7 protein-coding genes are annotated in these 13,144 nt (G+C 65.6%); 3 read left to right on the top strand and 4 right to left on the bottom strand.

The genetic code is table 11. From position 1 onward, the window contains the following. Window positions 1-73 precede the first annotated feature (73 nt). The 3 genes from RIB52_RS14290 to clpB form a co-directional block, all read right to left on the bottom strand. Window positions 74-3,178: a TonB-dependent receptor domain-containing protein gene (locus RIB52_RS14290; protein WP_502879554.1), complete on the bottom strand. Its 3,105-nt coding sequence runs from the start codon at window positions 3,176-3,178 to the stop codon at window positions 74-76. 76 nt (window positions 3,179-3,254) lie between these two features. Continuing rightward, window positions 3,255-3,551 (bottom strand): hypothetical protein, encoded by a 297-nt coding sequence (locus RIB52_RS14285; protein WP_350176710.1) that lies wholly within the window; start codon window positions 3,549-3,551, stop codon window positions 3,255-3,257. Between the two features lie 359 nt (window positions 3,552-3,910). After that, window positions 3,911-6,493: an ATP-dependent chaperone ClpB gene (gene clpB, locus RIB52_RS14280; RefSeq protein ID WP_350176708.1), complete on the bottom strand. Its 2,583-nt coding sequence runs from the start codon at window positions 6,491-6,493 to the stop codon at window positions 3,911-3,913. A 239-nt stretch (window positions 6,494-6,732) separates the two neighbouring features. Between clpB and RIB52_RS14275 the strand changes: the two genes are divergently transcribed. From RIB52_RS14275 to RIB52_RS14265, 3 genes are all read left to right on the top strand, one after another. Next, window positions 6,733-8,976, top strand: a complete 2,244-nt coding sequence (locus tag RIB52_RS14275) for an acylase (RefSeq protein ID WP_350176706.1) — start codon at window positions 6,733-6,735, stop codon at window positions 8,974-8,976. Between the two features lie 129 nt (window positions 8,977-9,105). After that, the gene (locus RIB52_RS14270; protein ID WP_350176704.1) at window positions 9,106-12,009 is read left to right on the top strand and encodes a M16 family metallopeptidase; all 2,904 of its coding nucleotides are present in this window, start codon (window positions 9,106-9,108) and stop codon (window positions 12,007-12,009) included. Between the two features lie 235 nt (window positions 12,010-12,244). Next, complete coding sequence (locus RIB52_RS14265) at window positions 12,245-12,550, top strand: hypothetical protein (RefSeq protein ID WP_350176702.1); 306 nt, start codon at window positions 12,245-12,247, stop codon at window positions 12,548-12,550. Between the two features lie 128 nt (window positions 12,551-12,678). Here RIB52_RS14265 and RIB52_RS14260 read toward each other — a convergent pair whose 3' ends face one another. Next, window positions 12,679-13,119, bottom strand: a complete 441-nt coding sequence (locus RIB52_RS14260) for a universal stress protein (RefSeq protein ID WP_350176700.1) — start codon at window positions 13,117-13,119, stop codon at window positions 12,679-12,681. Window positions 13,120-13,144 lie beyond the last annotated feature (25 nt).

Genomic DNA, 13,144 nt, shown 5'->3' with positions numbered 1-13,144 from the left:
AACCAAAAAAGCGGCCTCCCGACAAGGGCGAGAGGCCGCTCTTTCTGGCGTATTTCAGCCGCTTCCGGAATGATCAGAAGCGATAGAGGATCTGGCCGAAGAATTCGCGACCATCGAGGTTGTAGCCGTTGCCGATCGGCGTGTTCGAGATGCCGAACACCTCGTTGGTGTCGATCAGCGGCGGGGCGTTGTCGAAGATGTTGGTAACGCCGAGGATGATGCGGAAGGAGTCCGCGTCGTACCGGATCGAGGCGGTGTGCTCGAACCATTCCTCGGCGAAACCGACGTCGCGGCAGAACACCCCGTCACCCGCAACGACCCCGCCGGGCGAACCATTACCGAGGCAGGTGTCGCCGAAGAAGCCGGTGTCCGTGCCGTCGGGGCCGAAGCCAAAGGCGTCGGAAAGCGGGTCGATCCCTTCGGCCTGCTGTTCGACATCGCCGATATAGCGGGTCTGCCAGGTGAACAGCAGGTCTTCCCAACGCACGTTGAAGGTCGCGCGACCGGTCCAGCTCGGGAAACCGAATTCACCGGCATCTTCGTCGAAGGCCACGGCGCCCGTGTCGTCGATGAAGGTGCTCGAACGCTCGATCAGGTGGTTGGCCCGGATCGCGAGAGTCAGGTCGAATTCCTCGCCGCCGACCATCACCGGATAGCCGAAGACCGCGTTGAGGTCGATCCCGCGAACCGACTCGGTGTCGAAGTTGATGAAGCCGGCCGTGATGCCGCTGACGAGGAAGCGGCTTTCGGGCGTCTGGCCGAACGCGAGGGCGTCGCAGAACGGGCTGCGGGTTTCGTCCTGGCGAGTGAAGCAGTCATTGATGATGAACTGCGGGTTCGGCTCGACGATCGAGTCCGTCAACTTGATGTCGTAATAGTTGAAGTTGAACGAGAAATCGAAACCGCTTGCCCAGCTTTCCTCGAACGCGAAACCGGTCGTGATCGAACGCGAGGTCTCCGGTTCGAGGTCGAAGGTCCCGCCCGTCGCGATCTCGACGCTCGCCACCGTGTCGACATCGTTGCCGGCCTGGTCGATCCCGACGCGGGTCGGATCGCGACCTTCGCGGCGGCAGTTATCCAGAGTGGCGTTGTCGCGCGGGTCCTGGTTGGGCTGATAGCCGCCGCCGAGCGGGTCGAAGGCGACATTGGGAACCGCGCACGGGTCAGCAAGGTTGCCGAAGCCCGACTGGCTGCGCAGGAAGTTCTCACGCAGGTTCGGGGCACGGAACGACGTGCCGTAGCTGAACTTGAACAGCAGCGGGGCGACCGGCCGCCAGCCCGCCTTGATCGAGTAGGTGCCGTTGGTCCCGTAGAACTCCTCGTCGGTCAGACGGCCCGAGATGTTGACGGTCAGTTCCTCGGCCAGCGTTTCACCCGCGAGCAGGGGAATGTCCATTTCGCCGAAAACTTCGCGGAGCCACTTGGAACCCGTCGCACCGCCATCGGCGAAGAAGCCCCAGAAAAGGCCGTTCGCCGCGACAAAGTCGGGCTGCGAGTCGATCGAGTCCTCACGCCATTCGGCGCCGACCACCACGCCGACCGGGCCGGCCGGAAGGTCGAACAGGTCGCCGGTGACGAAGCCCGAAAGCAGCGTCTGCTCGTAGGTGGTGTCGAACGTACGGGCGCCGAACAGGTAATCGCGCTCGGCCTGGCTGGCGAGATCGCCCGGAATGGTGTCGAGCACCGAGGGGGCGAACAGGTTCACCGGAACGCAGCCCTCGGACAGCCCCGGAGGAGCGAGCCCGGGATTGGCGAGGTTCGCCGCATCGCACGGCCCGCCGGGGAGAAGCGGCGAGTTCTGCTGGCTGACATAGTCGTCGGCAATGCCGTCGCCGTCATTGTCGACCACGCCGTCGCCGTTGAAGTCCGCGGTCGGGTCGATGCCGAGCGCGAGGGCGAGACGATCTTCGCGCACGCCGAGACGCGACGAGCGGCCTTCCGAGCGCGAATAGACACCGGCCACCTCGAAGGTCCAGGTCGACCCGATGAAGGGCAGGTCGCCGCGAACACCGAGAACGCCGCGATACTGCTCGAGCGTCGATTCGACGTTGTTACGGTCGCCGCGGATGCTGGGAACCGGACGGACCGAGAGCAGGCGACCTTCCGGGAGGGCGAAGGCGCCGCCGGCAAAGGTGTCGAGCCCGTTGAACAGGTTGTCCTGGCGCGAACAGTCGACACCATTGGGATTGCCGACGAAGTTGCAGGGGTTGAACTGGTTCGTCGCCGGAACCCACGGGAAGAACTGGCCCGATCCGCCATTCTGCACCGAGACGTCGATGCGCGAATAGTTCGCCTCGAAGAAGGGCGTGATGTTCGCCTCGCCCGGGAAGGTGTATTCGCCGTAGGTGAAGACGTTGTAGGTGTCCTGCGGCGAAATGAACGTCACGTCGGTTTCGACGCCGTTGATGTTCCGTTCGTAATAGTTGACGTCGAGGATCCCGTCGCCATCGGCATCCACGGGAGTGCCGAAGGCGTTGATGTCGTCATCGAAGCCGGGAATACCCGAGTTGCCCTGACCATCGGCGCGGTAGAGGAAGCCGTAGAAGGTCGGAACCTGGATCAGGCCGGCAATGCCGGCACGCTTGCAATCGTCGGTCCCGAAATCGACGGCACCACCCGATTCGACGAGGATATCGGCGCGCGAGCGCAGATCGGTGGTGAGGATGTTGCCGTCCTGGTCGATTTCGTAATGCCGGTTACAACCGCGCAGGAAGTCCCGATCCTCGAGCAGGACCTCGTCACGGTAGGAATATTCCGCCCCGATCCCGAAAAAGCCGCGGTCGGTGTTGAAACCCCACGCCGCGCTGACGCTGTAATCGTTGCCAGCCCCCTGTTCGTTGAGGTTGCCGTTGGCCTGCAGTTCGAGGCCGTCGAAGTCCTTGCGCAGGATGATGTTGCCCACGCCCGCGACCGCGTCCGCGCCATAGACCGACGAAGCGCCGTCGAGCAGCAGGTCGTAACGGTCGACCAGGGTCGCCGGGATGAGGTTGATCGACGGGTTGGCCGGAGCGCCTTCGACGCCCGCGGGCGCAAGCCGGCGGCCATTGACGAGAAGCAGGGTGCGGTCCGCACCGAGACCGCGCAGGTTGACCGTCTGCGAACCCGGACCGTTGTCGAGCACGAAGCCCTGGAAGGTCGCGTCGATCTGCTGGCCCGCCGCGGCTTCGGACCGCTGCAGGATCTGCGCCGGGTCGAACGCGCCGACCGCCTGCTGGTTCTCGGTCGAGAGGACCTGCAGCGGCGAGATCGAGGAATTAGGTGTCGCGCACGATGCGCGAACCCGTCACGGTGATACCCCTGTTCGGGTCGACCTCACCGCTCGCGCCGGTGGCGATTTCGACTTCCTCGCCCTGCGAGGTGGTGGTGCCGGTCGGCCCTTCCTGCGTGGTGATGCATTCGCCGTCGGCATTGATGATGCCGGGCACGTTATTGTCGACGCAGTCTTCACCCGGCTCGCCGTCCTGCGCGAGCGCTGGCATGGCGGTGGAGAACGCGATGGCGGATGCGGAGAAGGCGAGCGCCTTCATCGTGGTGCGGTGAAAGGTTTTCATGATCACTCCAGTTGCGACAACCGGAACCCCCGCCCACCAAACCGTCCCTGCGCGCCTTCGATGTCCCCAGACAGGCATGCAGCACGGTCCCCGTTGACAGACGAGTAGCCCCTGCGATGTGGTTTTTGTGCAATAGCGACACCGGGATGTCATCATTGCACGAAAGCGCCGCACAACTTTTCATGCCTGTGTTGCGTTAATCCCACATTCACGGAAATCGCGGGCAACGAATGTGGCGTTGGGCTTTGCTATAACTGCCGCAATGGCCCATCGGGCGAAACGAACCGATCATTTCGCACGATGGTCATATTCGCCGGGTGCGCGGCGGGGGCGGGAATCGCATCCCGCCTCCGCCCGCTTCAGTCGCGCTGCGGGGTCATTTCGAGCGCGCCGTCGCCTTCCTCGACATGGAGCACGGTGCCGTCCGTCACCTTCCCGGCGAGCAGCATGTCGGCGAGCGGGTCCTGCAGATATTTCTGCACCGCCCGCTTCAGCGGCCGCGCGCCGTAGACCGGATCGTAACCCACCCGGCCGAGCCAGCGCAGCGCCGCATCGGTCAGCTCGAGCGTGATCTTGCGGTCCTCGAGCAGCTTCTGCACCCGCTCGACCTGGATCGCGACGATCGGGGCCATGTCCTCCTGGCCCAGACGGTGGAACAGGATGATCTCGTCCAGCCGGTTGAGGAATTCGGGTCGGAAATGCCCGCGCACCACGTCCATCACCTGCGGTTCGACATCGGCGACAGTCTGTTCGTCGGTCATGTTCGAGAGGTGCTGGCTGCCGAGGTTCGAGGTCAGGATGATGAGGGTGTTGCTGAAATCCACCACCCGGCCCTGCCCGTCGGTCAGCCGCCCGTCGTCGAGCACCTGCAGCAGCACGTTGAAGACATCGGAATGGGCCTTTTCGACCTCGTCGAACAGCACGACCTGGTAGGGCCTGCGCCGCACCGCCTCGGTCAGCACGCCGCCTTCCTCGTAGCCGACATAGCCCGGAGGCGCGCCGATCAGGCGGGCAACGGCGTGCTTTTCCATGAATTCGCTCATGTCGATGCGCACCATCGCCTGGTCGTCGTCGAACAGGAATTCGGCGAGCGCCTTGGTCAGTTCGGTCTTGCCGACGCCGGTGGGGCCGAGGAACAGGAAGCTCCCGAGCGGCCGGTTCGGGTCCTGCAGGCCCGCACGCGCGCGGCGCACCGCCTTCGACACCGCCTCGACCGCCTGGCTCTGGCCGATCACGCGCTGGCCGATGATCTGCTCCATCTGCAGCAGCTTGTCGCGCTCGCCCTCCATCATCTTGTCGATGGGGATGCCGGTCCAGCGGCTGACGACACCGGCGATGTCCTCTTCGGTCACTTCCTCGCGCAGCAGGGCGTTCTCGCTCATCGCCTCGGCTTCCTCGAGCTTTGTTTCGAGTTCGGGGATGCGCCCGTAGGACAGCTCGCCCGCCTTGGCGAGGTCGCCCTCGCGCTGGGCCTGTTCGAGTTCGAGCCTTGCCGCGTCGAGCTGCTCCTTGATCCGGCCTTCCGCCTCGATCTTGTCGCGTTCGTTCTGCCAGCGGGTGGTCAGTTCGCTGCTCTCCTGCTCGAGATTGGCGAGTTCCTCGCGCAGCGCTTTCAGCCGCTCCTTCGAGGCCTCGTCGTCTTCCTTCTCGAGCGCCGATTCCTCGATCTTGAGCTGGATGATGCGCCGGTCGAGCGCTTCGATCTCCTCGGGCTTCGATTCCACCTCCATCCGGATCCGACTCGCCGCCTCGTCCATCAGGTCGATCGCCTTGTCGGGCAGGAAGCGGTTCTGGATATAACGGTCGGACAGGCGCGCGGCGGCGACGATGCTGCCGTCGGTGATGCGCACGCCGTGGTGGAGTTCGTACTTGTCCTTGATCCCGCGCAAGATCGACACCGTGTCCTCGACGCTCGGCTCCTCGATGAAAACCGGCTGGAACCGCCGCTGGAGCGCGGGGTCCTTCTCGACATATTTCTGGTATTCATCGAGCGTGGTCGCGCCGATGCAGTGCAGCTCGCCGCGCGACAGGGCGGGTTTGAGGAGGTTGGAGGCGTCCATCGAACCCTCGCTCGCGCCCGCGCCGATCAGGGTGTGCATCTCGTCGATGAACAGGATGATCTGCCCATCGGCGTTCTTGACCTCGTCGAGCACGGACTTCAATCGCTCCTCGAACTCGCCGCGATATTTCGCCCCCGCGATCAGCGCGCCCATGTCCAATGCCATCAGCGTGCGGCCCTTGAGGCTGTCGGGCACGTCGCCATTGGCGATGCGCAGCGCGAAACCCTCGGCGATCGCGGTCTTGCCGGTGCCGGGCTCGCCGATGAGGGCGGGATTGTTCTTGGTCCGGCGGGCGAGGATCTGCACCGTGCGGCGGATTTCCTCGTCGCGGCCGATAACGGGGTCGAGCTTGCCGTCGCGCGCGGCCTGCGTGAGGTCGCGGGCGAATTTCTCCATCGCGTCATAGGCGCTTTCGGCATTCGCGCTGTCGGCCTTGCGCCCGCCGCGCAGGTCCTCGATCGCGGAATTGAGCGCCTGCGGGGTGACGCTGGCGGACTTGATCGCCTCGCCCGCCTCGCCCGGAGCAAGCGCGAGCGCGGTGAGCAGGCGTTCGACCGTGACGAAGGAATCACCCGCTTTGTCCGCGAGCTGTTCGGCGCTGTCGAGGACGCGCACCGCATCGTTGTCGAGCCCGGGCGTATCCTGCGCCCCGCCGCCGGTGACGGCCGGGATCTTGCCCAGCCCGGCATCGACGGCGGAAATCGCCAGGGCCGGCTCGCCGCCCGCGCGCTGGAGCAGGCCGGCGGCCATGCCCTCTTCGTCCTCGAGCAGCGCCTTCAGCAGGTGCAATGGCGTGATCCGCTGGTGGTTAATGCGGATGGCGATGGTCTGCGCGGACTGGAGGAAACCCTTGGCGCGATCGGTGAACTTGTCGAGATTCATGAAAGACCCCTCACTTGGATAATCGTGTTACCCTATCCACATAGTGTTGCATTTGTGCAACACAAGTGCCGTCCTCCCGGTTTTGCGCATCCCCGCCGATCCCATGAGCAGCCGCGCCCGGTGTGTTAGGCCAGTAGGTGGGTTCGCCCGGCGCGCTCGGCAAGACCTCTTTCCCTTGACCCCAACGCCCCCCGCCCGCATTGACCCGCCAAACGGTCTCAAGGCTTCGGGAAGCGCACATGAAGTGGCTGAAAAGAGGCGGGCTTGCGCTCGCCGCGATCATCGTCCTCGCCTTCGTCGTGCTGGCGACGTGGGAACCTTTCTTCGCCCGCGAGACGGTGGCCCCGCCCGAGCGCGTCTACACCGCCGAGATCGTGCGCGACGAATACGGCGTGCCGCATATTTTGGGGAAGACCGATGCCGATGTCGCTTTCGGCGTCGCGGTCGCTCACGCGCAGGACGATTTCGCCACGCTGCAGGACGTCGTCGCCATGGCCAAGGGCCGCTACGGCGCGATTGCGGGCGAGGACGGCGCGCAGTTCGATTACATCTACCACCTGCTCGATGCCCGCGGCACGGCCGAACGTGAATATCCGAAACTGCCCGAGGACACCCGCGCCCTGTTCGAAGCCTATGCGAGCGGGCTCAACCAGTTCGCCGAGGCGAACCCGGACGAAGTCAAGCTCGGCAATCTCTTCCCGGTGAACGGCGAGGACGTCGCCGCCGGTTTCGCGCTGCGCCAGCCGTTCTTCTTCGGCCTCGGCAACGTGATCGAACCGCTGGTGTCGGGCAAGCCGCTCAGGCGTGAGTTCGGGCCCGACATTCCCGGATTCCCCCGCGAAGTTTCGCCGACCATGCCCGCGAGCGCCCCCGGCGAAGAGGCCGAACCCGAAGACGTCGCCCGGCGCGCGCGGCCTGTCCTGCCGCTGGGAGAGGACGCGGGATTGCTCGGCTCCAACGCCTTTGCGGTCGCGCCGGAGAAATCCGGCGGGCCAACCACGCTCATCTCCAATTCGCACCAGCCCCTGCGCGGCGGGGTCGCGTGGTACGAATTCAGCGTCGAAAGCGAGGAAGGCTGGCATTTCACGGGCGCGAATTTCCCCGGTTCGCCCTTCCCCTTCCTCGGCCATAACGAGCATCTGGGCTGGACCAACACGGTCAACCGGCCCGACATGGTCGATGTCTACGAACTCGTGCTGAACGAGGACGCGACCGCCTACCGCCTCGACGGGGAATGGCGGGATCTGGAGACGGAATGGGTCACGCTCCCGGTCCGCATGGGGCCCGTCGTCCTGCCGATCCGCCGCGCGGTTCATCGCTCCGTCCACGGCCCGGTCATCATGCGCGAGGGAGCGGATGGCGCGCAGGAAGCCTTCGCCATCCGCTATGGCGGGATCGGCCGGATCGACCAGCTCGACGTCTATTATCGCCTCAACAAGGCGACCACGCTGGCCGAATGGCAGGAACAGCTCGCCCGCATGGCGATCCCCTCGACCAATTTCATATATGCCGACGAACGGGGCAATATCGCCTATGTCTACAACGCCGCGATCCCCGACCGGCCGGAAGACGTGCGCGCGAACTGGCGCGGCGTGCTGCCGGGCGACCGGTCGGACCTGATCTGGGACGGCGCGGTCGATTATTCCGAGATCCCCAAACTGGTGAACCCGGACAGCGGGTGGATCTACAACGCGAACAACGAACCCTTCACCGCTGCGGGCGAAGGCAGCGACCTGTCGCCGGAGGATTTCTCCCCCGTGCTCGGGATCGAACGCAAGCAGACCAATCGCTCGCGCCGCGCCTACAAGCTGCTTTCCGAGGCCGAACTGCTCGACCGCGCAGCGCTGGAGCGGATCAAGTACGACATGACCTATGAGCGCGCGAATTACGTCGCGGTGCTGTGGGACTCGCTCGAGCGGCTGGAAGCCGAGGGCGAATTGGCACAGGCGCGCGACCTGCTGCTCGGCTGGGACTTCACCGCCGACAATGAAGGCGCCGCCGATGCGCTCGCCCTGCTGATGATCCGCGACTGGATGTCGGCGGAATACCAGAACAAAGCCGAATGGCCCGATACGGGCGAGAAGCTGGCCGAACATGTGGCGCATCTGAAAGAACATTTCGGCCGCATCGACCCGCCGATGAGCGAGCTGCTGCGCCTGCGCCAGGGCGACGCGGACCTGCCATTGGACGGCGGTTCGGACACGCTCAAGGCTTCGACCACGTGGGAGGTCGACGCGGACGGACGGCTTTCCCTCGTCCACGGCGACAGCTTCATCCAGTGGGCCGAATGGCCCGCGGACGGGGGCAAGGTCCGCTCGCGTTCGATCCAGCCCTTCGGCGCGGCGACGACCCGGCCGGACAGCCCGCACCATACCGACCAGATGGAGCTGTACGCGGCGAAACGGCTCAAGCCCGTGCATTTCTGGCGCGAGGACGTGCTCGCCCACGCCAAGAGCCGTCAAACCGTCACCAACGCGCCGTGAGAACGCGGCGCTACGCATTGGTCGAGTGAAGCGGGCGCTCCGTCGAACGCACTGTCCGAACGCTTGATCGCGGGCGGCGCGGCTGTAGGCTTACGCCCCTGCAATCATGCTTTCGGGGAGCATTCATCCATGAAATCGACTTTTTTCGCCGCCAGCCCGCTCGCTCTGGGCGCGGCGCTCGCCCTTGCCGCGACAGCGCCGGCAACGCCCCTGGCCGCGCAGGACGCGCCCGAGATCGAAGCGCCGAAAATCGAAGCGCCGAAAATCGAAGCGGGCGCCGACCTTGAATCGCTCGTCGATCAGGTCGCCATTCCCTATGAAGAGTTCCAGCTCGACAACGGGCTCACCGTGATCGTCCACGAGGACCGCAAGGCCCCGATCGTCGGGGTTGCTGTGTGGTACAATGTCGGCTCCAAGGACGAGCCCGAAGGCAAGACCGGTTTCGCCCACCTGTTCGAACACCTGATGTTCAACGGCTCGGAAAACGCGCCCAACGATTATTTCCAGTACCTCCAGGAAATGGGCGCGACCGATTACAACGGCACGACCAATTTCGACCGCACCAACTATTTCCAGACCGTGCCGCGCCCCGCGCTCGAACGCGCGCTGTGGCTCGAATCCGACCGCATGGGATACCTCCTCGGCGCGGTCACGCAGGAAAAGCTCGATAACCAGCGCGGTGTCGTCCAGAACGAAAAGCGCCAGGGCGACAACCAGCCGGGCGGGCTCGTTTTCTACGAGATCCTCGAGACGATCTTTCCCGAAGGCCACCCCTACCAGCACTCGGTGATCGGCTCGATGGCCGACCTCGACGCGGCCTCGATGGAAGATGTCCGCAGCTGGTTCATCGACAATTACGGGCCGAACAACGCGACGCTCGTGCTGGCGGGCGACGTGTCCGCCGCCGAAGCGCGCCCGCTCGTCGAAAAGTGGTTCGGCGACATCGACCGCGGCCCGGACAACATCCCCGCCGCCGCCGACGTGCCGACGCTCGAAAAGGACGTACGCAAGGTGATGAAGGACCAGGTCGCGGCGACCTCGGTCTCGATCTACTGGCCCGCGCCCGGCATCACGAGCGAGGAACTGACCGCGCTCGACGTCGGCACGCGCATCCTCGGCGGGCTCGCCTCCTCGCGGCTCGACGAGATCCTCGTGCGCGACGAACAGCTCGCGGTCGGGGTCGGTGCGGGCAATTACGACTTCCAGCGGGTCGGCCTGCTCAATGTCAGCGCGACGCTCAAGGACGGCGTGCCGCTCGCCCAGCTCGAAGCGCGGCTGAAGCAGCTGATCGACTGGTATATCGAGACCGGCCCGACCGAGGACGAGGTCCGCCGCGCGGCGACCAGCCAGCTTGCCGGCACGATCCGCGGATTGGAACAGGTCGGCGGCTTCGGCGGCAAGGCGGTGACGCTGGCGCGCGGCGAAGTGCTCGCAGGCACGCCCGAATTCTACGCGAAGCAGTTCGAGACGCTCGCCACCCTGACCCCCGCCGAGGTCAAGGCGGCGATGGCGAAGTGGCTGACCCGCCCCGCCTTCACGCTGGTGCTCGAACCTGGCGAGCGCGAGGAACAGTACGAGGAAGCCGCAAGCGTCGCGGCGGACGAGGAGAACGCCAGCGAGCGCGACCGCGCAGCCGAGGAGATCACCGTCTCCAAGGAGCGCCCGGCCCCGCCAATCGATACGATCGCCTCGCTCGACTTCCCCGAGCTTCAGCGCACGACGCTGGCGAACGGGATGCAGCTGACCTACGCGCAGCGCGACGTGGTCCCGGCGACCTATGTCACCATGAGCTTCAACGCGGGCAGCGCGGCGGACCCGGCCGATATGCGCGGCCTTGAAAACCTCACGCTCGGCCTGTTCGACGAAGGGACCGAGCAGCTGACCGCGCAGGAAATCGCCGAAACGCGCGAACGGCTCGGCGTCTCGATCTCGACCGGCGGGGGCGACGATCGTTCGACCTTCACCCTGTCGGCGCTGTCGGCCAATCTTGCGCCCTCGCTCGAACTGTTCAGCCAGGTGATCCGCGAACCCGCCTTCAACGAGAAGGACATCGCGCGGCTCAAGTCGCAGACCGTGACCGGCATCCGCTCGCAGATGAAATCGCCGCAGGGCCTCGCCCGCCGCGCGCTCGGGATCGAGCTGTTCGGGACCGACACGCCCTATGGCGGCGTCACCACGATCGAGAGCGTCGAGAGCATCACCCGCGACGACATGCTCGCTTTCAAGGACCGCTGGATCCGGCCCGACAACGGCGAGGTCTTCGTCGTTTCGGACAAGCCACTGGCCGAGATCGTCGCGGCGCTCAACAGCGCCTTTGGCGACTGGACCGCGCCTGCGGTGGCGAAGGGCGAAAAGGACTTCGCGAGCCTTGCCGAAGCCGAGGTTACGGGCAATCGGATCGTCCTTATCGACCGGCCCAATTCGCCGCAGAGCGTGATCTACGCCGCACAGCGCACCGATCTCGATGCGAGCGATGAGAACTGGGTCGATTTCACCAACGCCAACAATTCACTGGGCGGCAACTTCCTCGCCCGGCTCAACATGAACCTGCGCGAGACGAAGGGCTGGAGCTATGGCGTGCGCGGCGGGCCGCAGGCGCGCGAGAACGCGGTGGTCTATTTCATGGGCGGCGGCGTGCAGGCCGACCGCACCGGGGATTCGATCGCCGAGATGATCCGCGAGACGAGCGAATTCCTGACCACCAATGGCGTGACCGAGGAAGAGCTGACCCGCAATGTCGCCTCCGAAGTGGGCGCGCTGCCGGGCCGGTTCGAAACGAGCCGCGCGGTGCTCGGTGCGATGCGGTCGCTTACGCTCTATGGCCGTCCGGACGATTACTACGAAGGACTCGTCGGCAAGTACGAGGCGCAGACCCCCGAAAGCCTCGACGCGGCGGCGCGCGCGGCGCTTGATGTCGAGGACTTCGTGTGGATCGTGGTCGGCGATGCCTCCAAGGTGAAGCCGCAGCTTGAACAGCTCGGCCTGCCGGTCGAGGTCCGCCCCATGGAAGGCAGCGAGGCGGCCGGCGGCTGACGCTACGGCACGCTCGCCTCGCTTGCGAATCAGGGCGCGGGGAAGGGCCGTCATCAGCCCATCCCGCGCCCGTTTCGTGCCTCTCTCACGCCCGTTTCCGGTTGAACGCGGCCGCGCGCCGTGCAAGGAAAAGCCCGAGCGAGCAAGGCCGGGTGGGCCAGCCAGTTCGAGACACATTTGCGATACACATGACGGGGACGAAAAGGGTCTCCGCATCAAGCCAAGGAGACCAGGAATGTCCGTTGCAGGTACCTACAAGACCCTCGTGAAGAGCCCGATGGGCGACCAGACCGGCACGCTCACCGTCGTCCCCGGCGATGACGGCAACAGTTTCACCGGCACGATGGCCGGCGGCATGGGCCAGATGGACGTCGAGGAAGGCAAGATCGACGGCAACACGCTGACCTGGAAGATGAACATGACGGTGCCCATGCCGATGACGCTCGAATGCGAAGCGACGGTCGACGGCGACCAGATGACCGGGACGGTCAATGCCGGCGCGTTCGGCGCGATGCCGCTGACGGCCGAAAAGGAGGGCTGAGAGCCTTACTTTGGAAGGACGGGAAAAGGCCGCCGGAGCGCAACGCTTCGGCGGCTTTTTTTTCGGAGGAGCGCTGGGAGCTTCGCGGGAGCGGCGAGGCGCCGAATTCTCGCGGCGGGCATATCCCTTCAGCCTGTGGATTCCTCCGCGCGCACCACCACCACGTCGCACGGCGCATCGCGAGTGATCGCGGCGGTCTGGGTGCCCAGCACCATCCGCGCAAGGCCCATGCGGTGTGCGCCGACGAGGATCGCGTCGGCATCCAGCCTGCGGGCGAGCGCGGTGACCTCGCGCGCGGTGCTGCCGACGGGCGCGAACACGCCGACCAGGCTTTCCCCGCAGCCATGCGCCGCAGCGAGCCCTTCGAGCGCGCGTTCGGCCTCCTCCTGCTGTTCGAGATCCCACCCTTCGGGCAGGGCGCGGGCATAGGAATGGGGCAGATCCGGCCGGACATGCACCAGCGTCAGCCGCGCGCCGCCCTCGCGCGCGATCTCGCCCGCACGGCGCATCAGCATGCGGCTGCCCGCCTCGTCGCCAAGATCGATCGCCACCACCACATTGTCATACATGGCTCCGAACTCCCTCCTCCTGCGC

Origin of the sequence: Erythrobacter sp. (genome assembly GCF_040217515.1) — a bacterium.
Taxonomy (GTDB): Bacteria; Pseudomonadota; Alphaproteobacteria; order Sphingomonadales; family Sphingomonadaceae; genus Erythrobacter.
Note: the sequence above shows the minus strand (reverse complement) of the source record. Positions and strands in the feature narration are given on the sequence as shown.